This window comes from Aequorivita sp. IT1282, assembly GCF_058068205.1.
This window is the reverse complement of the sequence record NZ_JBYRHR010000005.1, coordinates 286,175-312,560: the sequence shown is the minus strand read 5'-3', so window position 1 is coordinate 312,560 and position 26,386 is coordinate 286,175. Positions and strand designations below refer to the sequence as shown.

28 protein-coding genes are annotated in these 26,386 nt (G+C 37.5%); 12 read left to right on the top strand and 16 right to left on the bottom strand.

The annotated features are described in order from the left end of the window. The 6 genes from AC3RVG_RS12985 to AC3RVG_RS12960 all read left to right on the top strand — a co-directional run bounded on the left by AC3RVG_RS12985 (nucleotide 1) and on the right by AC3RVG_RS12960 (nucleotide 5,003). Nucleotides 1–750 (top strand): Na(+)-translocating NADH-quinone reductase subunit C, encoded by a 750-nt coding sequence (locus tag AC3RVG_RS12985; protein WP_489691897.1) that lies wholly within the window; start codon nucleotides 1–3, stop codon nucleotides 748–750. Between the two features lie 3 nt (nucleotides 751–753). Further along, complete coding sequence (locus AC3RVG_RS12980; protein WP_489691896.1) at nucleotides 754–1,398, top strand: NADH:ubiquinone reductase (Na(+)-transporting) subunit D; 645 nt, start codon at nucleotides 754–756, stop codon at nucleotides 1,396–1,398. Between the two features lie 72 nt (nucleotides 1,399–1,470). After that, nucleotides 1,471–2,211: an NADH:ubiquinone reductase (Na(+)-transporting) subunit E gene (gene nqrE, locus AC3RVG_RS12975; protein WP_489691895.1), complete on the top strand. Its 741-nt coding sequence runs from the start codon at nucleotides 1,471–1,473 to the stop codon at nucleotides 2,209–2,211. A 1-nt stretch (nucleotide 2,212) separates the two neighbouring features. Beyond that, on the top strand, nucleotides 2,213–3,523 hold the full coding sequence (nqrF, locus tag AC3RVG_RS12970) for an NADH:ubiquinone reductase (Na(+)-transporting) subunit F (RefSeq protein WP_489691894.1): 1,311 nt from the start codon (nucleotides 2,213–2,215) through the stop codon (nucleotides 3,521–3,523). 113 nt (nucleotides 3,524–3,636) lie between these two features. Next, on the top strand, nucleotides 3,637–3,999 hold the full coding sequence (locus AC3RVG_RS12965; RefSeq protein ID WP_489691893.1) for a DUF8840 domain-containing protein: 363 nt from the start codon (nucleotides 3,637–3,639) through the stop codon (nucleotides 3,997–3,999). Continuing rightward, complete coding sequence (locus tag AC3RVG_RS12960) at nucleotides 3,996–5,003, top strand: FAD:protein FMN transferase (RefSeq protein WP_489691892.1); 1,008 nt, start codon at nucleotides 3,996–3,998, stop codon at nucleotides 5,001–5,003. The genes AC3RVG_RS12965 and AC3RVG_RS12960 overlap by 4 nt, the downstream gene beginning before the upstream one ends. A 1-nt stretch (nucleotide 5,004) precedes the next feature. Here AC3RVG_RS12960 and AC3RVG_RS12955 read toward each other — a convergent pair whose 3' ends face one another. The 9 genes from AC3RVG_RS12955 to AC3RVG_RS12915 form a co-directional block, all read right to left on the bottom strand. Further along, the gene (locus tag AC3RVG_RS12955) at nucleotides 5,005–7,095 is read right to left on the bottom strand and encodes a T9SS type B sorting domain-containing protein (protein WP_489691891.1); all 2,091 of its coding nucleotides are present in this window, start codon (nucleotides 7,093–7,095) and stop codon (nucleotides 5,005–5,007) included. 29 nt (nucleotides 7,096–7,124) lie between these two features. Then, a complete protein-coding gene (locus AC3RVG_RS12950; RefSeq protein WP_489691890.1) occupies nucleotides 7,125–7,880 on the bottom strand; it encodes a class I SAM-dependent methyltransferase in 756 nt (251 codons plus the stop codon). A 10-nt stretch (nucleotides 7,881–7,890) separates the two neighbouring features. Beyond that, nucleotides 7,891–8,301, bottom strand: coding sequence for a GxxExxY protein (locus AC3RVG_RS12945; protein ID WP_489691889.1), 411 nt, complete (start codon nucleotides 8,299–8,301; stop codon nucleotides 7,891–7,893). A 50-nt stretch (nucleotides 8,302–8,351) separates the two neighbouring features. Continuing rightward, nucleotides 8,352–9,158: a type I methionyl aminopeptidase gene (gene map, locus AC3RVG_RS12940; protein WP_489691888.1), complete on the bottom strand. Its 807-nt coding sequence runs from the start codon at nucleotides 9,156–9,158 to the stop codon at nucleotides 8,352–8,354. A 5-nt stretch (nucleotides 9,159–9,163) separates the two neighbouring features. Next, nucleotides 9,164–9,571 (bottom strand): BT0820 family HAD-type phosphatase, encoded by a 408-nt coding sequence (locus tag AC3RVG_RS12935; RefSeq protein ID WP_489691887.1) that lies wholly within the window; start codon nucleotides 9,569–9,571, stop codon nucleotides 9,164–9,166. Nucleotides 9,572–9,622: 51 nt separating this feature from the next. Further along, entirely contained in the window at nucleotides 9,623–10,213 is a 591-nt protein-coding gene (locus AC3RVG_RS12930) for a thioredoxin family protein (RefSeq protein ID WP_489691886.1), read from the bottom strand. Nucleotides 10,214–10,250: 37 nt separating this feature from the next. Continuing rightward, entirely contained in the window at nucleotides 10,251–10,682 is a 432-nt protein-coding gene (locus AC3RVG_RS12925; RefSeq protein WP_489691885.1) for a DoxX family protein, read from the bottom strand. 45 nt (nucleotides 10,683–10,727) lie between these two features. After that, nucleotides 10,728–12,245 carry a 2,3-bisphosphoglycerate-independent phosphoglycerate mutase gene (gene gpmI, locus AC3RVG_RS12920; RefSeq protein WP_489691884.1) on the bottom strand — a complete coding sequence of 506 codons (1,518 nt, stop codon included), beginning with the start codon at nucleotides 12,243–12,245 and terminating at the stop codon, nucleotides 10,728–10,730. Nucleotides 12,246–12,331: 86 nt separating this feature from the next. Beyond that, nucleotides 12,332–13,075, bottom strand: coding sequence for a M15 family metallopeptidase (locus AC3RVG_RS12915; RefSeq protein WP_489691883.1), 744 nt, complete (start codon nucleotides 13,073–13,075; stop codon nucleotides 12,332–12,334). Nucleotides 13,076–13,111: 36 nt separating this feature from the next. On the opposite strand from AC3RVG_RS12915, the gene AC3RVG_RS12910 reads away from it, so the two are divergent. Beyond that, nucleotides 13,112–13,549, top strand: a complete 438-nt coding sequence (locus AC3RVG_RS12910) for a GNAT family N-acetyltransferase (RefSeq protein WP_489691882.1) — start codon at nucleotides 13,112–13,114, stop codon at nucleotides 13,547–13,549. Nucleotides 13,550–13,557: 8 nt separating this feature from the next. Here AC3RVG_RS12910 and pepE read toward each other — a convergent pair whose 3' ends face one another. Next, nucleotides 13,558–14,298, bottom strand: a complete 741-nt coding sequence (pepE, locus tag AC3RVG_RS12905) for a dipeptidase PepE (protein ID WP_489691881.1) — start codon at nucleotides 14,296–14,298, stop codon at nucleotides 13,558–13,560. Between the two features lie 88 nt (nucleotides 14,299–14,386). Between pepE and AC3RVG_RS12900 the strand changes: the two genes are divergently transcribed. The 5 genes from AC3RVG_RS12900 (at nucleotide 14,387) to AC3RVG_RS12880 (ending at nucleotide 19,352) form a co-directional block, all read left to right on the top strand. Beyond that, entirely contained in the window at nucleotides 14,387–15,205 is an 819-nt protein-coding gene (locus AC3RVG_RS12900; protein WP_489691880.1) for a carboxypeptidase-like regulatory domain-containing protein, read from the top strand. A 110-nt stretch (nucleotides 15,206–15,315) separates the two neighbouring features. Continuing rightward, complete coding sequence (locus tag AC3RVG_RS12895) at nucleotides 15,316–15,819, top strand: DUF6702 family protein (RefSeq protein WP_489691879.1); 504 nt, start codon at nucleotides 15,316–15,318, stop codon at nucleotides 15,817–15,819. 38 nt (nucleotides 15,820–15,857) lie between these two features. Further along, complete coding sequence (locus AC3RVG_RS12890) at nucleotides 15,858–18,164, top strand: M1 family metallopeptidase (protein WP_489691878.1); 2,307 nt, start codon at nucleotides 15,858–15,860, stop codon at nucleotides 18,162–18,164. Between the two features lie 82 nt (nucleotides 18,165–18,246). Next, entirely contained in the window at nucleotides 18,247–18,720 is a 474-nt protein-coding gene (locus AC3RVG_RS12885; RefSeq protein WP_489691877.1) for a hypothetical protein, read from the top strand. Between the two features lie 344 nt (nucleotides 18,721–19,064). Further along, nucleotides 19,065–19,352 carry a twin-arginine translocase TatA/TatE family subunit gene (locus AC3RVG_RS12880; RefSeq protein ID WP_489691876.1) on the top strand — a complete coding sequence of 96 codons (288 nt, stop codon included), beginning with the start codon at nucleotides 19,065–19,067 and terminating at the stop codon, nucleotides 19,350–19,352. 21 nt (nucleotides 19,353–19,373) lie between these two features. On the opposite strand, the gene AC3RVG_RS12875 is transcribed toward AC3RVG_RS12880, so the two are convergent. The 6 genes from AC3RVG_RS12875 to AC3RVG_RS12850 form a co-directional block, all read right to left on the bottom strand. After that, complete coding sequence (locus AC3RVG_RS12875) at nucleotides 19,374–20,015, bottom strand: O-methyltransferase (protein ID WP_489691875.1); 642 nt, start codon at nucleotides 20,013–20,015, stop codon at nucleotides 19,374–19,376. Nucleotides 20,016–20,025: 10 nt separating this feature from the next. Continuing rightward, nucleotides 20,026–21,582, bottom strand: coding sequence for a peptide MFS transporter (locus tag AC3RVG_RS12870; RefSeq protein WP_489691874.1), 1,557 nt, complete (start codon nucleotides 21,580–21,582; stop codon nucleotides 20,026–20,028). A gap of 106 nt (nucleotides 21,583–21,688) precedes the next feature. Beyond that, nucleotides 21,689–22,834 (bottom strand): hypothetical protein, encoded by a 1,146-nt coding sequence (locus tag AC3RVG_RS12865; RefSeq protein ID WP_489691873.1) that lies wholly within the window; start codon nucleotides 22,832–22,834, stop codon nucleotides 21,689–21,691. Further along, nucleotides 22,834–23,919: an amidohydrolase family protein gene (locus AC3RVG_RS12860; protein WP_489691872.1), complete on the bottom strand. Its 1,086-nt coding sequence runs from the start codon at nucleotides 23,917–23,919 to the stop codon at nucleotides 22,834–22,836. The genes AC3RVG_RS12865 and AC3RVG_RS12860 overlap by 1 nt, the downstream gene beginning before the upstream one ends. A 57-nt stretch (nucleotides 23,920–23,976) precedes the next feature. Next, entirely contained in the window at nucleotides 23,977–24,762 is a 786-nt protein-coding gene (locus AC3RVG_RS12855; protein ID WP_489691871.1) for an SDR family oxidoreductase, read from the bottom strand. A 178-nt stretch (nucleotides 24,763–24,940) separates the two neighbouring features. Beyond that, nucleotides 24,941–26,386, bottom strand: a complete 1,446-nt coding sequence (locus AC3RVG_RS12850; protein ID WP_489691870.1) for an aldehyde dehydrogenase — start codon at nucleotides 26,384–26,386, stop codon at nucleotides 24,941–24,943.

Genomic DNA, 26,386 nt, shown 5'->3' with positions numbered 1-26,386 from the left:
ATGGCGAAGTATACAGATAAAAATTCATACACCATTATCTTTGCAATTGTTATGGTGCTTGTAGTTGGCTCTCTTTTAGCGGGCGTAGCGCAAGGACTTAAAAGCAAGATAACACTGAATGAGCGTTTTGAAAAAATGCAAAACATTCTTTACGCTATGGGTGTAAATGATAATGAAGGAGATGGCGACATCGTCTTTATTTCTACCGAAAAGGTTGAAGCAGCGTTCGCTACAAATATTAAAAAGCAGTTGGTTATTCAAGGCGATAAAGTAACTGAAGACCCAGAAGCTTATTTAATAGATGTTAAAAAGGAAGAAACAAAAGCAAAAGACCCAAGTTACCAACGTAGACTTCCGCTTTTTGTGGGAGAAAAAGATGGTGAAACGCTTTATGTAATACCAATGCGCGGTAAAGGGCTTTGGGATGCTATTTGGGGTTTTGTAGCTATAGATAAATCATTTACTGTTCAAGGAGTGTTTTTTGATCACAAAGGTGAAACTCCAGGTCTTGGTGCTGAAATAAAGCAGCGCTATTTTATGGACGATTTTGAAGGTGAGCAAATTATGGACGGAGATGCTTTCGAAGGTATTACCGTTGCAAAAGGTAACAACGACCCTCTCAACGAGAATAAAACAGACAATAAAGTAGACGCACTTGCCGGAGCCACTATTACTGGAAACGGTGTAACGGCAATGATTAAGAAAGATGTTAGAATGTACTTGCCGTACTTAAAATCATTAAATCAATAAATTATGGGATTGCTATCAAAAAAAGACGGTAAATTAATACTAGACCCATTAGCGGATAATAACCCTATTACCATTCAGGTTTTGGGTATCTGTTCTGCATTAGCTATTACAGCACAATTAAAGGCATCTATTGTAATGGCCATTTCGGTTATTGCGGTTTTAGGAATTGGTAACGTAGTTATTTCGCTTATGCGGAATATTATACCTTCAAAAATCAGGATTATTGTTCAATTGGTAGTTGTAGCTGCATTGGTAATTATTGTAGATCAAGTACTAAAAGCTTTTGCTTACTCTTTAAGTAAGGAACTTTCGGTTTTTATTGGTCTAATTATTACTAACTGTATAATTATGGGACGCTTTGAAGCTTTTGCTTTGGGTAACGGACCGTGGCGTTCGTTCTTAGACGGTATAGGAAACGCAGCTGGATATGGAGTTATACTTGTAATTGTTGGTTTTTTCCGTGAGCTTTTAGGTTCGGGAACATTGTTGGGCTTTCAAGTATTAGGAGATCCAATTACAAAAACTGGTCTTTACTCCATAGGTTATGAAAACAACGGATTTATGTTGCTTTCGCCAATGGCATTGATAGTTATAGGTATCATTATTTGGGTACAACGTTCAAGAAACAAAGCATTAATAGAGGAATAACAAACTTGGCAGTAGCCCTTAGTAGTAGATAATCCTACTGCAAACTGGAACTGCAAACTGAACACTGAAAAAATGGAACACGTAGAGTTATTTTTTAAATCGATCTTTATTGACAACATGATCTTTGCCACTTTCCTTGGAATGTGCTCTTATCTTGCTGTTTCTAAAAAAGTAGCAACCGCTGTAGGTCTTGGAGCTGCAGTAATTTTTGTTCTTGCTGTAACTGTACCGCTTAACTGGTTGTTAGACCAGTATATTTTAAGAGACGGGGCATTGTCTTGGTTGGGAGAAGAATATGCTTCTTACGATCTTGGCTTCCTTTCTTTTATACTTTTTATTGCAACGATTGCAACAATGGTACAATTAGTTGAAATTGTGGTCGAAAAATTTTCGCCTTCACTTTATAACTCACTAGGTATATTTCTTCCGCTTATTGCAGTAAACTGTGCAATTTTAGGGGGATCATTATTTATGCAATCTAGAGATATTCAAACTTTAGGTTTGGCACTTAATTATGGTATTAGTTCGGGAATTGGATGGTTTTTAGCAATTCTTGCAATTGCCGCAATTCGCGAAAAAATACGTTACTCAAATGTTCCTGCACCTTTACGTGGTCTGGGCATTACCTTTATAATTACAGGTTTAATGGCAATTGGTTTTATGAGTTTTGGTGGAATGTTAACAGGTGGCGATGAATCTGCCCCTGCTTTAGACGGAAATCCTGAAAACGTAGGAATGCAAACTGAAGAAATTCAACAAGAAAATATAGAAACCGCACAAACGGTTGAAGTTTCAACTATAACGAAGCAATAGTATGTTTTTAGCAGTAAGTACACTCGGAGTTATTATAGTAACGGTTATTGCCTTTTTAATCTTAACCTTACTACTGGTATCATTATTACTTTTTACTAAGCAGAAGCTTTCGCCATCTGGCCCGGTAAAAATTACTATTAATAATGAAAAAGTAATTGAAGTAGAAAGTGGTGGCACACTTTTGTCAACCTTAAGTGGTGAAAAAATATTTTTACCATCTGCCTGTGGTGGTGGTGGAACTTGTATTCAATGTGAGTGCCACGTCAATGATGGTGGTGGTGAAGCATTGCCTACTGAAACTCCTCACTTTACACGTAAAGAATTAAAGGATGGTGCCCGTCTATCTTGCCAAGTAAAAGTAAAGCAAGACATGAATATCACAATTCCTGAAGAGGTTTTTGGTATTAAAAAATGGGATGCTACCGTTGTTAGAAACTATAACGTTGCTTCCTTTATTAAGGAATTTGTAGTTGAAATTCCTCAGGATATGAATTACAAGGCTGGGGGTTATATTCAGATTGAAATTCCACCTTGTGAGGTGAAATTCGAAAACATGGATATTACTGCACACCCTGAAGAACACGAAACACCAGACAAGTTTAAGGATGAGTGGGAAAAGTTTAAGCTTTGGCCGCTTACAATGAAAAACACTGAAACTGTTGAAAGAGCATATTCTATGGCTTCTTATCCAGCAGAAGGACGTGAAATTATGCTTAACGTTCGTATTGCAACTCCTCCATTTGACCGTGCAAAAGGCGGATGGATGGATGTAAATCCAGGGATTGCTTCTTCTTATATTTTCAATTGTAAAAAAGGAGATAAAGTAGTTATTTCTGGACCTTATGGTGAATTCTTCATCAATCCTTCAGAATCAGAAATGCTTTACGTTGGGGGTGGAGCAGGAATGGCACCTATGCGTTCGCACCTATATCATCTTTTCAGAACCCTTAAAACAGGAAGAAAAGTTACGTATTGGTACGGTGGACGTTCTAAAAGAGAACTTTTCTATTTAGACCACTTTAACCAACTTGAAAAAGAATTTCCAAACTTTAAATTCTATTTAGCACTAAGTGAACCTGCTGAAGAAGATAATTGGAAAGTAAAAAAAGACATACACGATGAAGCTGGCGATGGTTTTGTTGGCTTTATCCACCAAGTGGTTATTGATAATTATTTAAGCCTTCACGATTCTCCAGAAGATATTGAACTATATTTCTGTGGTCCACCATTGATGAACCAAGCGGTTCAAAAAATGGGTGAAGACTTTGGAATCCCAGACGAGAATATCCGTTTTGATGATTTCGGAGGATAATCTCAATTTCTAAGAATATTTAAAAACCGTTTCATTTTTTATATGAAACGGTTTTTTTTATAACCAGTAATTAGAAAAATTGCATTCAAATAATCGTAATTTTGTTGTCAATTATGAACGAGAAACTTAGCAAACAAGAACTTCACAACCTTGCGATGAATATCGTAGGGAAACAGCTGGAAGCAGATGGCTATGAATTTTTGGGCGTCAATTCTAAATTGAAACGCGATCCACAATTCGTAGCGTTAAAAGATAAAATTCTTCATTTTGTTATCGTGCGCGCCATCACATTTCCTCAAGACGCACATGCTTATGATCCGCTTTTTATGCAGACCATAAAAGATCACGCCGAAAAGTTTGAAGCAAAAACATTTTATGCGGGCGTTGGCCTTGGGCACGGAAGCGATTACGGCAACCCAGTAATTAAGGACGAAGATTACACCGTTGTTTATAAAGGTTTACAAGCTATTTTATGAAGAAATTACTTTTTTTACCCGTGTTACTACTATTTCTTTTTTGTGAAAAGAATGAAGAGCAACCTACGTTTTTGCAAGGCGAAGCATTCGGAACAACCTATAACATACAATTTTATTCAGATAAAGACATAGACTTTAAACAAGGCTTAGATTCTGTAATTGATGCTGTGAATCATTCAGTGAGCACCTATATTCCCGAAAGTGATATTTCCAAAGTAAATCGTGGCGATTCCACGGTAAAGGTTGATTCAATTTTTAGAGAAGTTTTTGAAATTTCAAAAGAAGTGAATCAAAAAACGAATGGTTATTTTGATCCTACCGTTGGCGTTTTGAGGAATGCCTATGGTTTTGGCGACGTAAAACCACTAAAAAATATAGACCGCCATACTTTAGATTCATTGATGAAATATGTAGGATTTCAAAAAGTCAGCATCAATAGCGACGGTACCATTTCCAAAGAATATCCAGAAATTTATTTCGACTTTAATGCCGTAGCAAAAGGCTTCGGAATTGATTTATTAGGGCGCTATTTGGAATCTAAAGGCGTAACAGATTACTTAATTGAATTGGGTGGTGAAATTCTTACTAAAGGTGAAAACCTTGCTAAAAACCAAGAATGGGTAGCAGGTATTGAAGCTGTAGATTCAGAATTAGAAGACCGAAGTATTGAAGCCACCGTTAAATTGAAAAATGTTGGAATGGCCTCTTCTGGCAATTATCGTAAATTCAGAATTGACTCTGCAACTGGAAAAAAATACGTGCATACCTTAAATCCATTAACTGGTTCTGCGGAAAAGAGTGATGTTACAAGTGCCACCGTGCTTGCTTCCACTTGTGGATTTGCCGATGCTTATGCCACTTCGTTTATGGCTTTAGGTTTAGAAAAATCGAAAGAGTTATTGAAAAATCTACCTAATATTGAGGCGTATTTAACCTTCAACGATACTCTCAATAATCATCAGGTTTTTATGACTGATGGTTTCAAAAGAAAAATGCCAAAATAATTTATCTCTTTAGTGTAAAATGCCCACGGTATTTGGGTCTGTTTTCAATTTCAATTGTGAACCAATAATCACTTGAAGGTAATGGAGTTCCTTTTTGATTGGCGCCGTCCCAACCCATAGAACGTGGTGGGATTGCCTTTAAAAATTTTCCAAAACGATCAAAAATATAAATCTTCGCCCTTGGAAATTCGTCCATTCCTATAATTTGCCAATAATCATTAAAGCCATCATTATTTGGTGTAAAAAACCGCGGATAGTCTAAAATTAAAACCTCTTGCGAAACTGTACCGCAACCACGCCTGTCGCGAACAAATACGGTGTAATAACCATTCGTAAGCCCAGTAAAAATGTTGCTTTGCTGGTATATTAAATCTGTGTCGAGCGCATACTCATAAAGCCCAGGTCCTTCTACAATTACTTCCATAGAATTGTTAGAACCATTAAAATCGATAACTTTTATATCAATAATCGTGGCAACATCTGAAGCTAAAACCTGTACGCTTACGCTATCTTCACATCCGTAATAATTTGTAACGGTAACAGTATAAGTTCCTGGAGCGTCCACAAAAATTTTATTCAAATTGCCGCCGTCTTCACCAGTATTCCATACATAATTTTGAAAACCCGCTTGCACAGAAATCTTCAAGGGTTCTGTTGCGTTTAAGCAGTAGATATACATTTCCTGATCAAATAATGGTTCTGGCATTGGATTTACAACTATATTGAATTGGGTATAATCAAAACATCCCGTAGCTATTTCCAACATAGTCACATAAATTGTCTGCGGGTTTTCGGTGTTTTGAAAACTTCCAGAAACAGGATTAGTACCATTTAATCGGTCCTCAGCAGAGGTGTAATAAAGTATCTGAAAATCGCTAGCCGGAAGTCTGTTCAGGATTTCAGCATTCTTCTCAGTAAGGTTTACTGTAGTTTGACCATCAAAATCATCATCACAAATAATAAAGCCTTCGGGTTGTGTAGCTCGTGTAATTATATTTATATAACCTTGAAAAGAAGTTACTGCGTAACACAACGGATCGTTTTCATCTGAAACCCGAACAAATACAGTGGTTGGGGTTTCGGTGAAATAGATAGTTCTTCCTATCGGATTCGTATTATTATTGGCATCAAGATCAGTTTCGTGATAACTAAAAACATATCCCTCTGGATCTAAAATTACCTCTGGAATTATAGCGTCCAAAAAATAAAGCGAACTAAAACCGTAATCACAAAGAACAACATCTTCAGGAGTCAATAATTCGGGACTGCCCACCTCAATTGTGAATGTGGTTAAATCTGTACATCCGTTTGATCTTTGAATACGTGCATAAATAGTTTGCGGGTTTGCAATACTATGGTATGGACTCGCCAATGGGTTTATACCAATACTAGCATCGTTTAAAGTTTCGTGATAAGTAACTGTCACATCAGTTTGTGAACCAATTATATCGGCTGTTTGTAACTCGAGATCGAAATCGGTAAAACCATCTTGATTGCCATCTGTATCACAATTAGCCAAATTTTCTGGCTGATTAGCAACCACGCTATTTGGTAATTTTGCAGTTCCTGTATAAAATAGGCTCAAAGGCCCAGATCCAACAGCGCGATCTACTAAAAGATAATAAACATCGCCCACTGTGGCATCTATATATTGTAAGTATCCATTGCCATCCTCTCCGGGACCTTCGTTTACATCTGTCTCATCCATGTTCAATCCCGTTGCAACTTGCACACCTGCCGCCAGCGGATTGGTGCTGGAACATCTAATTGAACTACCTAAAGTAGTGCAGGTTACAACAGGGCCATAAATAGCGAAGTCATAATCGTCTTCGCCGTTGTCGGGTACAAGATCGAAGGTGAGTGTGCCAGACCCAATTATGATAAACTTAAACCAAATGTTATGTTGATCGAAATAATAACAGGGAGGAACTTCATTGTCAGGTAGTGAAAATTCATCAAAACCTATTCCGCTGGGATCAATTCCCAAACTTGAATCGCCACAGATAACTATTGCATTTACACAATCGTTCGGATTTTGAGCTATAGCATTTAAAGTAAACCCAAGAAAAAGGAAGAGTAATTTTATTTTCATTAATTCGAAGTTTCGAACAAATGAACGTATTATTTTTTACATACGGGAATTAATTCGCCTAACGGAAGTCGAAATTTTTCAATTTCAGAAGAAGAAATTGTTTTTGTATAATCTTCAGCTTCCACTTTAAAGCCAACACGCTCTAATTTTGTGAAATAATCCATTCCATAAACTCGCACGTGGTCATATTGTCCGAATATTTTTGCGCGCTCTTTTGGGTCTGTAATACTATTGTCTTCAAATGTTTTTTCTAAATTTGCTTTGTAGGGAACCTGAAGAATTGCTGTTCCGCCGGGTGCTAAAACACGATAAATTTCCTGCATCGCCTTTGTGTCATCGGGAATGTGCTCCAAAACGTGATTGCAAATTATAAAATCGAATTCATTATCTCCAAAGGGTAAATTGCAGATATCGGCTTTTACATCGGCAATTGGCGAATTTAAGTCGGTAGTAGTGTAATCCAGATTTTTCATTTTTCTGAATTTCTTATAAAAAGCCTGCTCGGGAGCAAAGTGAAGTACTTTCAGATTTTTTGTGAAAAAATCAGTTTCATTTTGAAGATAGAGCCAAAATAATCTGTGTCTTTCCAAAGAAAGCGTTCCGGGAGAAAGTACATTTTCGCGAACCACTTCATAACCGTACGGAAGAAATTTCCGGTACGACTTACCATCAATTGGGTCTGTGTGTTTATTTCCTTTTAAAAAGAAAGCCAGAATTGGCCTGCCAATAATACTCAATCTAATGAGTAACGGCCGCGGGATGATATTTAATATTTTTTTGAACAATGATCTTAAGTTATTTCGCAGAGTTGCACAGAGGTTTCGCGGAGTTGCACTGAGAATTTATAAATCTTTTTAAGCCGTTTTTTAAAAGAATTGTATGAAAATTAAGTAATAAGCCTAATGGATAATTACCTAATTTTAAATAAATTAAAACTTGAGCAGAATGTACATCTGTAAAACTTTCAACAGTTTTAATTTCTATCACAACTTTGTTCTCCACTAATAAATCAATTCTGTATCCGTGATCAAGTTTAACGTCTTTATAAACGATAGGTAATGCTTTTTCCTTTTCAACGAGCAAACCTTTTGACCGCAACTCGAATAACAAACATTCTTGATAAGCAGACTCCAATAAGCCAGGGCCGAGGCTGCGATGTACCTCTATTGCTGAACCAATTATAGTTTCTGTTAATTCGTTATCCATTTCTCTGTGAATCTCTGAGTTTCTCAGCGTAACTCTGTGTAATAGCTTTTTTAGCTTGCGCGAAACTCTTTTTCCTCGTCACTAACAATTCCCAATGCTTCATATACATATTTGAAAGTTGAAAGCAATTCTGGTTTTCCGTTTACCAAAGCTATATCATGTTCAAAGTGTGCGCTCGGTTTTCCATCTTGAGTTACAATGGTCCAGCCGTCGTTTAGTTGCTTCACTTTATGAGTTCCTAAATTTATCATCGGCTCCAATGCAATGGTCATTCCTTCAATAAATTTCTTTCCACGACCACGACGCCCGTAGTTTGGCATTTCAGGATCTTCGTGCATTTTTCTTCCTAAACCATGACCCACCAATTCACGCACAACACCGTAGCCGTGTGCTTCGCAATACTCTTGTATAGCAAAACCAACATCGCCCACGCGGTTCCCAGATTTAAATTCGCGGATGCCGATATAGAGTGATTCTTTTGTTATTTTAAGTAGTTTTTTAGTTTCAGCATCCACTTCGCCAACTTCAAAAGTATAGGCGTGATCGCCATAAAACCCGTTTTTGATAGAACCACAATCAATAGCCACAATATCGCCTTCTTTCAAAGGAATATCTGTAGGCAACCCGTGAACAACCGCTTCGTTTACGCTGGTAAGTAGGGTAGAAGGACAGTCGTATAATCCTAAAAACCCCGGAATAGCGTCTTGGCTTCTAATGTACTCTTCCGCCATTTTATTAAGTTGATTGGTGGTAACGCCTGGTTTTACTTCCTTTGCAAGCATTCCCAATGTGCGGGATACTACCAAAGCACTTTCACGCATTAATTCAATTTCTTCTCTTGTTTTGGGTATTATCATAAGTGCTATTTTAAAAAGGAGAAAAATCCTTTTTTCTGTGTTTTAGATTTTGCTGGCGCAGCTTCGCCAATAAGTTGCTGATATATTTCGCCCCAACTTTTAAGACCGCCAATATTTCGGTCGTCTATAAAAACATCAGCGTGAATTTTTCGGCTGTGGTTGATATCAAATTCTTCTTCAGGAAAACTGTTGTTTACGGCATAAAAAACAATTCCATTTTCTTTGCAAAAAGCTACTGCTTCTTCCAAAGTTTGGCCTTTGCGATAGGTCCATAAAATAAGCCGATGCCCTTCTTGTTGCAATTTCTTTAATGTATCAAAAGCAAAAATAATAGGGCGACCAATGGATGGATAAGCATCTTCTACAATGGTGCCGTCAAAATCTACGGCTATGGTGATTGTTTCTCTAATCATCGTCTTTTTTCAAGCCGCAAATTTACAAAGAATTATACCATTGCTAAAGTTTTATTCAGAGTATGCGTGCTTGTATTCCTTTCCGCTCAAAATGGCGAGCATATCTTTTTCAAGGCTTTCTATCGGGTACTCTACAATACGGCCCAATTCATTTCCGTCTTTGTAGAAAATAAGTGTAGGCACGTTGGTTATATTTTTTCCTTCCTCAAACCCTTGAGGCGTTGTTTTTTCTGCGGAAACAGTATATAAAGTGAGTTTAGATTCATCAAATCCTGCATCGTCAAGAATTTTATAAAAGTGCGGTGTTTCGCGTTGGCTATCTTCGCACCAAGTTCCCATAAAAACGGTAATGTTTACGTCTTTTAAAAGTGGTTTTAGCTTTGCCATTGCTTCTGAATCTACCTTATAATCTGCATAACCCGTATTAAACCAACCTTTAAAAGCATCCATTTTAAAACCTTTACGGTTAGCTTTTCCTAAAAGCATTACAGAATTTTCGTAAGGCACGGTGTCGTTTATTTTCTCTTTTGAATTTTCTGAAATCATTTCCTTTGAAGCGTTTTCGTTTATTTGGTTTTTTTCTTTTGAAGAATTGCAAGCAACTATCGTAATTGCTGAAATGATTAGAAGTATTTTTTTCATTTTTTCTATTTTGAAATTGATGTGAAATTTACTGTCTTTAAACAGCTTTTTTATGAAAGAAGGAGTCTAATTCTAAATATTTCTCCTTCATTAAACTTAAGGCAAATGCAGCCGCAGCCGCACTAAAAACTGAATAATCGAAAACGCCTTTTATCCCCGTCGAAAAAGTCATGGATAAAGCGAATAGCAACAAAAGAAACCCGCTTAATTTTGCGAAAAGCTCCGTTTTAAATCCAATTATAAGAAACAGTGCAAAAATAACTTCGGCGGCAGTAGCTACAATTGCTACTGTAGGAATTAATGAAATAGGAATCCAAGGATTTATTATTTCGGTGTATTCTAAAAAACTGTTCCAATTTCCCCAAGCCGAAATATCTTGCGGCCACCAACCAAATCGATCTGCGGAGGCAGACAAAAAACCTGCTGCAATTGCAAGTCTAAGAAAGAGTTTGATTATTTTTTCGACCATAATTTAGACTTTAAGTCGTTCACAATTATAAATTCTTACCACAGTTTAAATCAAAGATTGTTGCGTCATTATTTCGGGTTTTTCAATGCCCAAAATATCGAGAATCGTTGGAGCAATATCTCCCAAAATTCCGTCTCTAACTTCCTTAATTTCGTTGTCAACAATTATGATTGGTACGGGATTAATCGTGTGTGCGGTATTTGGCGATCCGTCGGGATTGCGCATTGTTTCACTATTTCCGTGATCTGCAATTATGATTGTAACATAATGACTTTCCAATGCTTGCTCCACAATTGCGCGAGCGCAGTTATCTACAGTTTCACAGGCTTTTACAGCAGCTTCAAAAACTCCGGTGTGGCCTACCATATCTGCATTGGCAAAGTTTAAACAAATAAAATCGGCAGTTTCTTGTTCAATTTCTGGCAAAATCATATCCCGTAGCTCATAAGCGCTCATTTCGGGTTTTAAATCGTACGTAGCAACTTTGGGTGAGGGACAAAGAATTCGTTTTTCACCTTCAAAAGGAACTTCTCTTCCACCGGAAAAGAAGAAAGTTACGTGTGGATATTTTTCAGTTTCCGCAATCCGGATTTGCTTCTTTCCGTTTTTCTCCAATATTTCACCTAAAGTGTCGTGTAGGTTTTCTTTGTTGTAAACTACGTGCATATTTCCGAAGGAATCGTCATAATTGGTAAGTGTTACAAAATAAAGCGGAAGTTTTTTCATTCCCAAAGCGTCGTGATCTTTTTGGGTTAAAACCTCGGTGAGTTGTCTGCCGCGATCGGTTCTAAAATTGAAGAAAATTACAACATCATCTTTTTCAATAGTTGTAACTGGCTTGCCTTCAGAATTCGTCATTGTAATTGGTTCGAGGAACTCATCGGTAATTCCTTCGGCATAACTTTCATCAATGCTATTTAGGGCATCTGTTGAAGGTTTTCCTTTTCCGAAGACCAATAAATCATAAACTTTTTTTACACGTTCCCAACGTTTGTCGCGATCCATAGCGTAATAACGCCCAATTATAGAAGCCAATTTCCCGCCTGTATTTTCTAAGTGATTTTGTAAATCTGCAATAAATCCTTTCCCCGAATGTGGATCCACATCGCGACCGTCTGTGAAAGCGTGAACATAAACATTCTCTAGTCCGTCTTCTTGTGCGGCAGTTAACAATCCTTTTAAATGATTAATATGCGAATGCACACCGCCATTAGAAACGAGGCCTAAAAAGTGTACGTTTTTATTTTGAGACTTTGCATAAGCAAATGCTTTTTGAAGTTCAGGTTCGTTTTTCAACGTGCCTTTTTCAACGGCAATATTTATTTTTGCGAGGTCTTGATAAACAATTCTTCCTGCACCTAAATTCATGTGGCCCACTTCGCTATTGCCCATTTGGCCTTCGGGCAAGCCAACATTCATGCCGTGCGTAAGCAATTGTGCGTGTGGATATTTTTTGTAAAGTGAATCTATAAATGGTGTATTGGCTTGGGCGACGGCAGAAACCGAAGCATTTTGCGTAACTCCCCAACCATCGAGAATCATTAAAAGGACTTTTTTATTCATCGGAATTTTTAAGGTTCAAGGTTTAATATTCAAAGTTAACCAACATAGGCTAAACCTTGAATTTTAAACCTTAAATTTTGAATTATTTAAAGCAATTTCGGATTAATATCCAGAATATTATCTTTTACATATTTTGAAATAAATGCTTCAGAAAAATGTTCGTTCCCCATTATTTTTTCTTCAGAAAGCATTTTCTTTACGTCAATTCTTTCTTTGTACTCCTTCAACATTGGGATGGAAACTGGAGCATAACTAAAATGCCAAGGCTCGTATTTAAAGCCTTTGCGGTTGCCGTTGTCTGTGTAAACTTCGTAAAAATCAAATTTAGCTGCATTGTCGTTTAGCCACATTTTTAAATTACAAAAGGGGCCCGTGCCGTGAAAATTTTCTGGCATTAATACATTCGCAGGTCGTGGCGCGTTGGCGTCAATAATATCTATATCTGTTCCCCAATGGTGGCGTGAGGTGCCGGGAATGGTGGAATATTCTATAATTTTTTCAATTGCCTTTTCGGGTGAAAGTCCTTCGGAAGTGAAGCGTTTGTATTTGCCTTCAAATATTTCTTTTTGTCGTTGAAAGCTTCGATACGAAGAAACTACTTCAATTTTAATATTATCTTTGGCGGCTGCAGTTTTCATTCTGTTAAATGCTTCCTTGGCTGTTTTATGCATTTTGGAAGTATAGCTATCGCCCACTATATCTGGGTTTCCTTTGCCAATTAATTGGTTTCGAGTAAATTCTTCTGAAAAGTTTTTGAAAGAAAACTGTGGAAAAATGGCCAAACTTAGCCCCGCAATACCTGAAATTTTAATAAATTCGTTTCGCTTCATTTTATTTTTTAGTGAAGTTTTAAAATTACCATTATTTTGAAAGATAACGCCATTTCAATCCGTATTATTGACCCCGCAGAAATTTTTAGCATTATCCCTTTAATGCAAAAACTTGGAAATTTCTCAGTTTCCGAAACCATTCTAAAAGAGCGTGTGCAGGAAATGACGCAACAAAATTATGAGTGCCTTGGAATTTTTGATGCTGAAAAGTTAATTGGAATCTGCGGACTTTGGTTTCAAACGCGTCACTATGCCGGTAGAAGTATTGAGATGGATCATGTAATTATCGACGATGCCTACCGAGGTCATGGGATCGGTAAAAAACTAATTGATTTTGTTAGCAATTACGCAAAAAACAAAGCTTGTAATTGGGTTGAACTAAACAGTTATGTGCATAATTTTCCTTCACATAAATTTTTCTACAATCAAGGTTTTGTGGCGAAGGGGTATCATTTTGTAAAAGAACTCAAGTAATTCTGAATTCAGAATTCTAAATTCAGAATAGTTCCACTTTCCACTTCAAAAGGATCTTTCCCTTGTTCAAAGACGCGTGCTTTTAATTCGCCATTCAGAATAATTTCTTCTCCTTTTACGCGTAGCCAGCTGCCTTCGCGTAGCCCAACAACGGGAACAGTGTTTTGCGTATGAAATTCTGCAATGCGAGTTTCGCGGGTTTCACCCATATGCTTACTACCGAGGTCTGGATCTAAATAATGCGGATTTAAATTGAAAGGAATAACCCCCAAAGTTTTAAACGAAGGCGGATACACTATAGGCATATCGTTCGTAGTTTGCATAGAAACTCCACAAATATTACTGCCAGCACTGGTGCCCATATACGGCAGACCATTAAAAATAGCTTCGCGAAGCGGTTGCATTAACTCTAATCGGTAAAGCGCGCTCACTAATACAAATGTGTTTCCGCCGCCAGTGAATGCACCTTTCGCGTTTTTTAGAGCTTCAACTGGATTGTCAAAAGTGTGTAATCCAATTAGTTTTTTGCCAATTTTATTGAATGCTTTAGCAGCTTTTTCAGTGTACTCGTCGTGGCTAATTCCACCCGGACGCGCGTAGGGAATAAAGATAACTTCTTCGGTATCTTTAAATAGATCAGTCATCTCTTCTGTAAGATAATCGAGGTATTCGCCGCCGTAAACGGTGCTTGTGCTTGCTATAATTAATTCCCTTGAAGCCGGGAATCTCTTTGAGTCTGTATTATTCATTTATGTTATTTTTCAGAATTGTAAATTTAATCATTGAGATTGTAAACTTTAAGTTTTCGCTATCAAAACAAATATGTATTTTTAGTGAATGACAAAAAAGCTACTTCTACTTTTATTAATCGTCGCTGCGCCCGCAATTTTTGCGCAAGAGATTGACCGCACAAAAGTTTCTGGAAAAATACATGTTCCCCAAGGTGAAGATGCGGAAGGAATTTCTGTTTACAATATTTCTTCACAGAAAGGAACCATTACCAATGTCGATGGGACTTTCGTAATTGATTTGGCCGAAAACGATCGGATACAGATTACAGCTCTGCAATACCAATCGTTTACCGTTATAGTGGATAAAGGCGTTGTGGACAGAAAACTGATGAATATTTTCCTAAACGCTGCCGTAAATCAGCTGGAAGAAGTTGTGGTGCGACCGTACGATCTTTCGGGAAACATAAATGTAGATGTAAAGAAAATACCGACTTATAATGTAACGAAAGATTGGGATCTTAGTTATGGTAATTTGGAATACGGTTATACTTTTGTGCCAGACGTTAAAACTTCTGTTTCTGGCAACGCTGCAGAGGAGGCTCTTCACGGCAATGCGCTGACGAATGGCGCAAATGTTTTAGCGCTTTTAGGCGGGGTGGGACAGTTACTTTTTCCGAAAGGGAAGAAGATTTCTCCTGTAGAAAAATTAGAAGATCAAAGCACTGTAAGCAATAATATCCAGCAGCGTTTTAGTAAAGATTTTATTGTGGCAAACTTTGGAATTGCTGAAGATAAGGCTGTAGATTTTCTGTTCTTTGCTCAAGAAAACGGTTTAGATAAGGAATTACTAAAGCCAATTAACGAAATGCAGTTGATGGAATTTCTTATCAAAAAAAGTAAAGAATACAAAGCACGAGGTGAGTAAAAAGTGCTTTGGTATGTTGCTGAAGAATATTTCAAAAGCAATAATCTAAAGACATTTGTAACAAACCATTTTATAGACCGTCTAATGTTCCATTAGCCTCCCTTTTTAATATGAAGTATTTTAGAATTCTCCTTTTAATAGTAGTATTACCGTTAATTTCGGGCACTTCTGCGCACAAATTTTATGTTAGTATTACCAAGATTGAATACGTAAAGGAGAAAAATTCTCTTCAAATTATTACTAAAATTTTTACTGATGATATTGAAGATGCGCTTCAGCAGCGTTATGATGCTTCAATTTCGCTGAATACCAAAAAGGAAACTGAAGCCGCAGACGAAGATTTAAAAAAGTACCTTCTTCAAAAGATAAATATAAAAGTGAACGGCAAGCCTGTTCAACTAAATTATATTGGCAAAGAATACGATACCGATATGCTTATTGCTTATATAGAAGTAACGGGCGTGAAAGAATTAAAAAATATTGAAATTGAAAATAAGGTGTTGCTGGATAAGTTTAGCGAACAGCAAAACATAATTCACCTAAAAACCGAAACGAGCCGCCGAAGTTTAATCTTGGACAAAGACGAACCTAGCGGAAAATTAAAATTTAATTAATACATTGCCAATCCATTTTTTAAAATTTCCTAATACATATGCGATTATTCAATTCTCTTCTACTTACGGGGCTTTTCCTGTTTGCCGGCGCAGTTTCAGCACAAGATGAAACAGAGTCTCAAAAGCGTGACCCTGGCCATTACAATATCAACCGTTTTAAACAGCTTTACGAAGAGTTTTCTACACCCAATATGTTCCGTACTGCCAGTGGAGCGCCAGGTCCAAGTTATTACCAACAACAAGCAGATTATAGAATGGACGTGGAGTTGGATGATAAAAACAACAAACTCACAGGTTTTGAAACCATAACTTACACTAATAATTCTCCAGACCAACTAGAATATTTATGGGTTCAGTTAGATCAAAACGTACGAGCTAAAGATTCTAAATCGCCTTTGATTGAGCCATCAAGTGCCGTTCCCGCAGATATGGTAAATAGCTTTGTAAAAAACCATATGGGCAATTCTTTCGACGGTGGTTTTAATATACAAGAAGTAAAGGACGAAAAAGGCAATCCGCTGAAGCATACCATCAATCAAACTATGATGCGTATTGATATGCAAAAACCTTTAAAGCCAGGCGAAAAATATGTGTTTTCAATTAAATGGTGGTATAATATTAATAACCACGTTTTAGACCGTGCTCGAAGTGGATATGAGATTTTTGAAGATGGCAACAAAGGGTTCGTTATTGCACAGTTTTACCCAAGAATGGCCGTTTATAACGACGTTGAAGGCTGGCAGAATAGTCAGTTTTGGGGAAGAGATGAGTTTGCACTTCCCTTTGGAAATTTTGAAGTGAATATTACCGTTCCTGCAGATCATATTTTGGATGCAACGGGAAACCTTCAAAACACAAAAGATATTTTTACAAAAGAAATGATGAATCGCTACGAAGCGGCGCAGAAATCTTTTGATAAACCAGTACTAATTGTTACCCAAGCGGAAGCTGAAGCTGCTTCAAAAGGATTTGCAACTAATAAAAAGACTTGGAAATTCAAAGCAGAAAATGTTCGCGATTATGCTTTTGCTACTTCCAGACGCTACATTTGGGATATGATGGCTGTAAAAATGGGCAACCGAACAGTGATGGCAGTTTCAATGTATCCACCTGAAGGAAATCCGCTGTGGGAAGATTGGTCTACAAGAACCGTGGCGAGTACTTTGAAGACGTATTCAAGAATGACTTTTGATTATCCTTATCCGAAAGCTATTTCGGTTAATGCGAAAAATCAAGGGATGGAATACCCAATGATTTGTTGGAATTACGGAAGACCAGACAAAGACGGAAACATTAGCGACCGCACAAAATACGGGATGATGAGTGTAATTATTCATGAAGTTGGGCACAACTATTTCCCGATGATTATTAACAACGATGAACGCCAATGGACGTGGATGGATGAAGGCTTAAATACTTTTACCCAATACGTGGCTGAGCAAGATTTTGCCGAAGCGTATCCAAATGCTATTGCGCCAAATACTAAATATCCGTCTCGTCGCGGTCCTGCCAATAAAATTGTGGATTATATGGCTGGCGATCAAAGTCAGTTGGCGCCCATTATGACCAAAGGTTTAAACACTTATAACTTTGGCGCGAATGCCTACGCTAAACCAGCTACAGCGCTCAATATTCTTCGCGAAACCATTATGGGTCGTGAGCTTTTTGACTTCGCATTTAAAACCTACGCAAACCGATGGATGTTTAAGCACCCAACGCCCGAGGATTTTTTCAGAACTATGGAAGACGCTTCAGCGGTAGATTTGGACTGGTATTGGAGAGAGTGGTTTTACACCACAGATTATGTAGATATTGGGGTGAAGGATGTTAAAAAATTCTACATTACTTCAAAAATGAATAAAGAGGTGAAAGAAATGATGACCGCTCGCGGAGTTTCTGAAAGTGATTTGCCGCCAATGGTTTATTTAATTGAAGAAGGAAGTGAAGATTTTGAAGAAAGTATGCGTAATTCAAAACTAGAAGACATCACTTCGCTTAATGACTATTTAATGGAAAATGTTCCAGCCGAAGAGCGTGCGAATCTAAAAAGCCCTAAATATTTTTACGAAGTTACTTTTGAAAAACTTGGTGGGATTCCAATGCCAATTATCGCGCAGTATACTTATAGCGATGGCACAAGTGAGCGCGTAACTTATCCTGCTCAAATTTGGAGAAAAAATGACGAATCTGTAGGGAAAGTTATTGCTTCTGAAAAAGAAATCACCAAGATTGAAGTAGATCCCGATGAAGAAACCGCAGACATTGATACTTCAAATAATTTCTGGCCAAAGCGCAAAAAACTGGGTGCTTTTGATAAGTTTAAAAAGAATTCACAGACAGATTAAATCTGTTGCTATATCTTGAGAGAACTGGGCTTATAAAAATGAATAGGTTTTTAATTTATATTAGGCCTAGCTGTAAAGCATTTTGAAGAAAATCTGGGACATATTATTAATACTCGTCGGAATAGGAAGTCTATTGCTTATCGCCTTTACAATTTTAATTGCAACCGTTTTGGGAAAAAGGACTGATAGTGATGATATTATTCACAAAGAACAAATAAGTTTTAATAAACAGAATCGTAAAACTGAATTAATAGAAACCGACAGTATTCCTCAAGGAAAGATGAGATATGAATTATACTTTGCGGAATTTGATGGACGAATGGAAAACCTTCCAGTTCAGATAGAAATTGATGGAAATAGAATCACCGTATATAATAACGAAATAAATCCTCTGACTGGCGAAAAAATAATAATCAATGGAATTTTGTTAAAACATAAGTCTGGCAAATGGATTATCGGAGAAACGGAAACGGACCGAAATGCAGCGGAAATTGGGGGATGTTCCGGCGGACCAATACCAATCAATTTTGAAACAAAAACAATCGAATGGTGCTAGGGAAACGTTTTGCAAAAACGTATAAACGCAAGTAAAAAGAAATTTTCTACGCAAAAATTCACGCCTGTGCTTCTTTTCCGCCACATACTGCAAGAATTTGGAAGTGTGATTGCCGAGTTTGTGATTAAGCAAAATTAATTTTAAAATTTTGGGTCAATCATAACGTTGAAAATAGTAGTCCTTCAATGTACTATTATTACAAATAAACCATTAATTCCGAAGATTCCATAAGGCGAATCAATTAACCGTATCTTCTAAATTCAATCAATCTCATAAAACTTTTAGTTTCATAAAAACTCTTCGCTCAACACCAATAACTCATAACTCATTACTATATTTGCATCATGATTTCACAGGCAATTTTTCTTTTTATTAGTGGTGCCGAAATAGGGTTCATCATGTTTATGATTCTGTTGGTTTTTGGCGCAGATAAAGTGCCAGAGATTGCCCGTGGTTTGGGTAAAGCAATGCGACAGGTTAAAGATGCTACGAACGATATAAAATCTGAAATCACTAAAAGTGCCGAAAAACAGGGGATTGATATAGACATTACCAGCGACGTCCAAAAACAGATAGATCAAGTTAAAGAAGATGTTGATGAGGTTACAGGCCCTATCAAAAGAAAGTTCTAAATTTTGATCTGTTTAATATTTCTATAAAACACGAGAAATAGTCAATCCATCGCGGATAGGAAGCAATACAGTTTCAAGTCGTGGATGCTCGTTTAATAATTTATTATATTGAATCAGCGCTTTTGTATCAATATCATCAGCTTTCACTTTTTCAACCACTTTTCCACTCCAAAGCACATTATCACTCAAAATAATCGAGCCTTTTTTTAGCTTCGGAATAATTATTTCCAGATAGTTTGGGTAGTTGCTTTTATCGGCATCAATAAAAACCATATCGAATGTTTTATCGAGCTTCGGAATTATTTCCAAAGCATTCCCTAAATGCTGAAAAATCTGTTTTCCGAAAGGAGATTCATCAAAATATTTCCGCTGAAAATCTACCAATTCTTCGTTGATGTCAATAGTGTGCAATTCACCATCTTCCCGCATTCCTTCAGCCAAACATAGAGCGGAATACCCTGTGTAAGTGCCAATTTCAAGAATATTTTTTGGTTGCATTAATTTAGATAGCATACTCAAAACACGTCCCTGTAAATGGCCGCTCAACATTCGTGGTACTAGTACTTTTTGCCAAGTTTCACGATTTAGTTTTGCAAGTAATTCCGGTTCGGGTTGCGAATGTTTTTCTACGTAATCGTTTATTTTTTCGGGAAGAAAATCCATTTTGAAATTTTTAGTGAATGCCGACCATCATCTTTTTTATAATTGGCGAAATGAGTATTGCAAATATACCCACAATCATACTAATTACGCCAAAACTTGCATAAACAGAAACGTACGAAAACAATTGTTGAAATCCCTCACTTTGTCCCGAAGCAATCTGTGGTGTCAAGCCAGTAATGTATTCCGTGATTGTCCCGAAAATTCCTTCTGAAAAAACATTTGAACCACTATCGGAAACGGTAGTCAGTTTCGCAATTTTTCCGGCAAAAAAGTGTCCGTAAAAGTTCGCCGAAAACCAAACCCCCATTATAAAAGCTACATATTTTATGGGTGAAAGCTCCGTCATTTTTGAAAGGCCAATTGGAGATAAAAATAATTCTCCTATGGTTAAAACCAAATAACCAATTACCAAATAACTCATCGAGGTTTTTGCAAAATTGTCTACACTATGCGCAGAAAGTGCAAAAACAATAAAACCGAGACCGAGAAATAGCAGCCCAAGCCCAAACTTTACAGCAGAATTTGGATTTGCTTTTCTTCGGCTTAAATAGGTCCAAAGCATTGAAAACGGAATGGCGAAAAGAATAATGAACCCCGCGTTTATACTATTTGTACCCGCGGCATCCATACCAATTAAATTCACATTTCTATCTGCAAAAAGTGTTAGTGAACTACCAGCCTGTTCAAAAATTGCGGCGAACAAAGTGTATAAAATTGTAAAGTAAACGGCGACTAATAATCGCTTCTTTTCTTTTGAGCTGACTGTAGAAATAATGTAACCAATATAGAAAACCAAAAAGGCAGAAACAATCCAAACCAGATACCCTTCAAATTCATTAAAGCGAACAAGAGTTGCAAAAACTCCAACTGATGCAACTGCCGCCAAAACAATCAATTTTCCTCGATTTAATCCAAACGATTTGCGGTCATAAATTTCCTGATTCGGTACATGACCTTTATTTCCAAAGACATTATTTTTCAATCCATTTCTAAATACCAAAAGCCCTGTAACCATTCCAATTCCTGCCAAAACAAAACCGTAATGCCAGCCGTAAGTAATCGCGAACCACGCGCATAAAAGTGGTGCAATAGCGGCACCTAAATTAATTCCAAGGTAAAAAATAGTGAATCCTGAATCGCGCCGAGCATCTCCCTGGGCGTAAAGTTCACCTACGAAAGACGAAATATTTGGTTTGAAAAATCCATTACCAACAATTATCAATCCGAGCGAACCATAAAAGAAAATAGGCATTTCAATTGAAAGGAAAAAGTGACCAAACACCATTAAAATACCGCCAAGAATAATGGCTTTCCGGTAACCCAATATCTTGTCGGCTAAAATCCCTCCAATCATTGGCGTAACATAAACTAGCGACATATAAGCGGCGTAAACGCCAAAGGCCATATCGTCATCATATAAAAGATGTTTGGTCATATAAAGCACCAAAAGAGCGCGCATTCCATAGAAGGAAAAACGTTCCCATAATTCGGCGAAAAACAGATAAAGAAGTCCTTTAGGGTGGCCAAAAAGTTGAGGTTGTTCCGCCTCAGAAATTACATTGCTCATAGTTGGGTTTTTAATTTGGGGCAATGTAGAACAGATTATAAATGGAGCCTTTCTCTGTTTTAAATTATATTAAAAAATAGCGGATTGTGATTAATTGTGTACGCGGTTACAATGAGTTACAAAAGGCTTTGTAATCTTTGTTTTCGGCACTTTCGGAGAATTCTTCAAGCAATCGTTTATCGATTAAAATATTATTCGGGACAATACGCAGTCTGTATTTACTTTCGCCAATAAAGGTGAAAAGATCGCGCCGATCTAGTTTTTGTGTAGTGTTAAGCTGAAGAATATCGTTGATGTTTTCGATTATTCGGGTAAGGTAAGTTTGGTTTTTTATTTCGCCTCCTAGATGTACAGGAATGGTTTGCAAATCGCCTTCCGTATATTTTCTTCTAATGGCAAATTTCAGCAGGTTTTTATACTGCGTGGTTTTGGACCCGAAATCAATAGTTTGGTCGTAAATATTTTTGGTTGGAATGTTCAATTTCACCAAGCCCCAATCCATAAAGTGAATGGTAATTTCGTTTGGCTTTGGCATGCTTGCAAGCCTAATTACCCACGTTGTAGCCAAAACTAAAAAGATTGAAATCAACGAAGTCTTTGCGATTATTTTTATGAAATTGTTGCTGAAATCATTTCCGAAAGTCAAGAAAACTTCAGAAATCTGCGAAACAAAAATTAGCAGCATTACCAAAACAGAAATATAGCCGATAATCTTTAAACCTCGATATACAAACGTTCTGTAGAAGGAAATTCCCAATATATACGAGAGAAAAGCAGAGATTAATAAATCTGGAATTCCGCTTATGTGGATCCCGTTTATTACATTATTTTCTTTTAAAATGAAAGGAAGCGCAAAGGTTACAATTGAAGTGAAAACAATAACGACAACAATTTTCTTAATGTTTTTTTTGTTGTGATAAATAAATCCCGGAGCGTAATAGAAGTAAAAAAGCGCCAAAAGCAGAAACATGTTATTGACAATAGAAAATAGATTTATTCCTAATTGGTACCCTTGTGTTTCCGTAAAATTGAAAACGGTTCCGCAATAAATCCAACATCCAGAAATTACCCAAATAAACATAGAAAAACTTAGGTAAAGCATTCCTTTGTCCACTCTTTTCTGCGAATCGTCTTCTTCTAAAAGTTGGCTAAAACGCGCCCGAATATTGAACCAAAGTGCAAGTAGCAAAACCCCGCCCAGAAAAGCGATACAGATATGAGAAAGGATATAAAATTTGGCTACTTCGGTCATTATTCACCAAGAATTCTTTTAACGAGTTTATCTTTTGCAGCTTCATCATCGCCACAAAGCCATTGAATAACATTTTTATCCCAAATGTCATCACATTGTTCAGAGGTTATAATCTTTTGCTCAACGGCCAAATCTAAAATTTTTCCGGGATAGGAAGATTGCACTGCGCTTTCCATTTCGCCTAACGGATACGGATCGTCTAGGCCCATAAGCACTTGTTTGCTTCCTTGATTTTTCACCAATAATTCCAAGCCGCCAGTATCGTGTAATAGCGTATCGAAGAAAATATTTTTGTGCCCCACAGCTTTTCGTGGATGTGTTTTTCCTTCAAAAAGATCGGGACGTCCATCAAAACCTTGAATTCTTCTTCCCAAATTAATTTGCGCTAATTGTCCGCCGTGGGCGAAACATGTTCGCATATTTGGGTATTTATCTGCGTAGCCATTCAAAGTTAAAAAGTGATAGGCATCTGCGCATTGTGCCAGCATCCAGATTAGATGAAATCGCCAAGAGGTATTTTCAAGTTTTATAAATTTTTCACCGTCATAGGGATGAATTTCAACAGCGAGGTTATATTTTGAAGCCAATTCAAAAATAGGCTCATTTTCTTCGTCAAAAATGCAGCGCCAAGTACCAATGGTATCCATATAGTGGGTTGGCAAACATAATAATTGAAGCCCTAAAGTTTCCACACAACGCTCAATTTCCCATAATGCACCGCGGACAAAACCTGGATGCACAACAAAACCGCAGGTAAATTTGGAGGGATGGTCGTGCTGTACCTTAGCATTAAAATCGTTTTGAAAACGAAGCGCTTGTTTCATTTCTTCCACACGCAAACCATTTCCATAGAGTTGAGAAAGATTCAAAACCACGGCGTGATCTATTTTGAAACGGTCCATCCATTCCAATTTTTCGTCCAAAAAGAAACTAGAGTCGGTTACAGGACGGCTCCAATCTTTTTGAAGCATAAATTTTCGATCTTTATCAACCCAAAAAATTCCTTTGTCCTGCATAAACTGTGGAATTTCCTCGGGATAAGGAAGAAGGTGTGAATGGCCGTTAATGCGTAGTTTTCGTCTCATATTTATTCCCCGCAAAGGCGGAGATCTCATTAATTAATTCTCTAATTGAGTATAAAGTTACAAACTTTTGGTGCGTCCTCCATCTACCGGAAGATTTATTCCGTTTATGTAGCTGGCAGCTTCACTCGCCAAAAAAGCGACTGCGTTGGCAATTTCACCAGGTTGCGCAAAGCGTCGTGCAGGGACTAGACTTTGCATAAACTCGCTAGCTTCTTTTTCAGTTTTGTTCATTTTTTTTGCTGCGTTACCAACGATATCTTCCAATCTGTCTGTAGCAGTGAAACCTGGTAAAACATTGTTTACAGTTATACCATATTGTCCCAACTCATTAGCCAAAGTTTTACTCCAACTGGCAACGGCACCACGAATAGTGTTACTTACGCCCAGCCCATCGATAGGTTGTTTTACCGAAGTAGAAATAATATTTATTATGCGACCGTAATCCGCCTCTTTCATTCCCGGAACAACTGCTTGCGCCAAAATCTGGTTGCAAATTAAATGCATGGAGAATGCTTTTTCAAATTCGTCCGTTCCAGCAGAAAAAATAGGCCCACCTTTTGGTCCGCCGGTATTATTCACCAGAATATGAAAAGTCTTACTTGAAGCTGCCAATTCAGCTTTCTTTTTTACCTCTTTGGGTTTGGTGAAATCTGCCACAAAATAATTGTGCTTTTGGCCTTTGTCGTGTGCAAGTTCAATTAACGTTTCTTCGAGTTTTTCTTTATCTCGGGCAACCAAAGTTATCGTAGCGCCAAGTTTGGCTAATTGTATAGCTGTAGCTTTTCCTATGCCGGCGGTGCTGCCGCATACTAATGCATTTTTATCTGTTAAATCTATATTCATATTTTCTTGTCAGGTCGAGCACAGTCGAGACCTATTTAATCATTATTTGTCTTCAAATAAAACCCCTCGACTGCGCTCGGGGATATTTTTTTTAGTGTTCAGTAATCAGTAATCAGTATTCGTTTTTCGATTTCAAGTTCGATTTTGTTTTCCATTCCCCCTTCGGGGGTTAGGGGGCTTATTCATATTTAATACACACATTCTTCGCCTCCGTAAAAAACCGAAGCGCTTCAAAGCCACCTTCACGGCCTACGCCGCTGTCTTTCATTCCTCCAAAAGGCGTGCGTAAATCACGGTTTAGCCAAGTATTCACCCACACAATTCCCGCTTCAATTTGTTTTGAAATGCGCATTGTGCGATTTAAATCTGAAGTCCAAAGCGTAGCGGATAAGCCGTATTTAACGGAGTTTGCCATTTGCAATGCTTCTTCTTCGGTTTCAAAAGGCATAATAGTTACAACTGGTCCGAAGATTTCTTCTTGGTTTACTCGGCACTGATCGTCAAAAACTTCGATAACCGTTGGTTCTAAATAATAACCGTTTTCGAAATCTTTCACCGTAACTCTATTGCCGCCAAAAAGGATTTTTCCACCTTCTTTTTCAGCGAGTTTTATGTAAGATTCTACTTTTTCTAAATGTGATTTAGAAACCAAAGCACCCATATTTGTTTTCGCATCAAAAGGATTTCCAACTTTTAATTGCTTTACTTTTTCAACGAAATCTTTATTGAATTTTTCATAAATAGGTTTTTCAACAAAAATCCTGCTGCCGCAAAGACAGATTTGACCTTGGTTGGCGAAAGAAGAACGAACAGTTACTTCCAGCATTTTTTCATAATCACAATCTGCGAAGATGAGATTTGGGTTTTTTCCGCCCAGCTCCAACGAGAGTTTTTTGAACATTGGCGCAGCGGTTCGGGCAATGTGTTCGCCAGTTTTTGTTCCGCCTGTAAATGAAATTGCTTTTATATTTTCATGCTCCACAATCGCTTGTCCTGCGGAAGGACCCGTACCGTGAACAATATTTAAAACACCTTTTGGCAAACCAGCTTCCGTGCAAATTTCACCTAAAAGAAAAGCGGTCATTGGCGTAACTTCGCTGGGTTTTGCCACAACTGTATTTCCTGCCGCTATAGCTGGTGCGATTTTCCAAGTGAATAAATACAGCGGAAGATTCCAGGGCGAAATACAACCTACAACCCCAAGAGGTTGCCGTAGCGTAAAATTCATCGTGTTCAATCCCACACTTTCATGGGCTTCGCTGGAAAATTGTGTGATTGCATTTCCGAAAAAGCGAAAATTTGAAGAAGCTCGCGGAATGTCAACAGCCAGTGCTAAACTTAAAGGTTTACCATTGTCTTTTGCTTCGGCTTCAGCTAAATCGACCAATTTTTCTTCAATTAAATCTGCAATTTTCAGAAGAATTCGGCTGCGTTCGTCGATGGTTGTATTGCTCCATTTTGGGAATGCTTCTTTCGCGGCCTGATATGCATTTTCAATATCTTCTTTATTTGAATTCGCTATCTGTGAATACACTTCGCCATTGGATGGGTTATAATTGTCCAACCATTTTTTTGATAGTGGTTCAACGTATTCGCCGTTTATGTAGTTTAGGATTTTTTGCAT

Excerpts from the sequence above, each read along its gene's own strand:
- AC3RVG_RS12985 (WP_489691897.1), top strand. The coding sequence starts at position 1 with ATGGCGAAGTATACAGATAAAAATTCATACACCATTATCTTTGCAATT.
- AC3RVG_RS12980 (WP_489691896.1), top strand. The coding sequence starts at position 754 with ATGGGATTGCTATCAAAAAAAGACGGTAAATTAATACTAGACCCATTA.
- nqrE (WP_489691895.1), top strand. The coding sequence starts at position 1,471 with ATGGAACACGTAGAGTTATTTTTTAAATCGATCTTTATTGACAACATG.
- nqrF (WP_489691894.1), top strand. The coding sequence starts at position 2,213 with ATGTTTTTAGCAGTAAGTACACTCGGAGTTATTATAGTAACGGTTATT.
- AC3RVG_RS12965 (WP_489691893.1), top strand. The coding sequence starts at position 3,637 with ATGAACGAGAAACTTAGCAAACAAGAACTTCACAACCTTGCGATGAAT.
- AC3RVG_RS12960 (WP_489691892.1), top strand. The coding sequence starts at position 3,996 with ATGAAGAAATTACTTTTTTTACCCGTGTTACTACTATTTCTTTTTTGT.
- AC3RVG_RS12955 (WP_489691891.1), bottom strand. The coding sequence starts at position 7,095 with ATGAAAATAAAATTACTCTTCCTTTTTCTTGGGTTTACTTTAAATGCT.
- AC3RVG_RS12945 (WP_489691889.1), bottom strand. The coding sequence starts at position 8,301 with ATGGATAACGAATTAACAGAAACTATAATTGGTTCAGCAATAGAGGTA.
- map (WP_489691888.1), bottom strand. The coding sequence starts at position 9,158 with ATGATAATACCCAAAACAAGAGAAGAAATTGAATTAATGCGTGAAAGT.
- AC3RVG_RS12935 (WP_489691887.1), bottom strand. The coding sequence starts at position 9,571 with ATGATTAGAGAAACAATCACCATAGCCGTAGATTTTGACGGCACCATT.
- AC3RVG_RS12930 (WP_489691886.1), bottom strand. The coding sequence starts at position 10,213 with ATGAAAAAAATACTTCTAATCATTTCAGCAATTACGATAGTTGCTTGC.
- AC3RVG_RS12925 (WP_489691885.1), bottom strand. The coding sequence starts at position 10,682 with ATGGTCGAAAAAATAATCAAACTCTTTCTTAGACTTGCAATTGCAGCA.
- gpmI (WP_489691884.1), bottom strand. The coding sequence starts at position 12,245 with ATGAATAAAAAAGTCCTTTTAATGATTCTCGATGGTTGGGGAGTTACG.
- AC3RVG_RS12915 (WP_489691883.1), bottom strand. The coding sequence starts at position 13,075 with ATGAAGCGAAACGAATTTATTAAAATTTCAGGTATTGCGGGGCTAAGT.
- pepE (WP_489691881.1), bottom strand. The coding sequence starts at position 14,298 with ATGAATAATACAGACTCAAAGAGATTCCCGGCTTCAAGGGAATTAATT.
- AC3RVG_RS12900 (WP_489691880.1), top strand. The coding sequence starts at position 14,387 with ATGACAAAAAAGCTACTTCTACTTTTATTAATCGTCGCTGCGCCCGCA.
- AC3RVG_RS12895 (WP_489691879.1), top strand. The coding sequence starts at position 15,316 with ATGAAGTATTTTAGAATTCTCCTTTTAATAGTAGTATTACCGTTAATT.
- AC3RVG_RS12890 (WP_489691878.1), top strand. The coding sequence starts at position 15,858 with ATGCGATTATTCAATTCTCTTCTACTTACGGGGCTTTTCCTGTTTGCC.
- AC3RVG_RS12880 (WP_489691876.1), top strand. The coding sequence starts at position 19,065 with ATGATTTCACAGGCAATTTTTCTTTTTATTAGTGGTGCCGAAATAGGG.
- AC3RVG_RS12875 (WP_489691875.1), bottom strand. The coding sequence starts at position 20,015 with ATGGATTTTCTTCCCGAAAAAATAAACGATTACGTAGAAAAACATTCG.
- AC3RVG_RS12870 (WP_489691874.1), bottom strand. The coding sequence starts at position 21,582 with ATGAGCAATGTAATTTCTGAGGCGGAACAACCTCAACTTTTTGGCCAC.
- AC3RVG_RS12865 (WP_489691873.1), bottom strand. The coding sequence starts at position 22,834 with ATGACCGAAGTAGCCAAATTTTATATCCTTTCTCATATCTGTATCGCT.
- AC3RVG_RS12860 (WP_489691872.1), bottom strand. The coding sequence starts at position 23,919 with ATGAGACGAAAACTACGCATTAACGGCCATTCACACCTTCTTCCTTAT.
- AC3RVG_RS12855 (WP_489691871.1), bottom strand. The coding sequence starts at position 24,762 with ATGAATATAGATTTAACAGATAAAAATGCATTAGTATGCGGCAGCACC.
- AC3RVG_RS12850 (WP_489691870.1), bottom strand. The coding sequence starts at position 26,386 with ATGCAAAAAATCCTAAACTACATAAACGGCGAATACGTTGAACCACTA.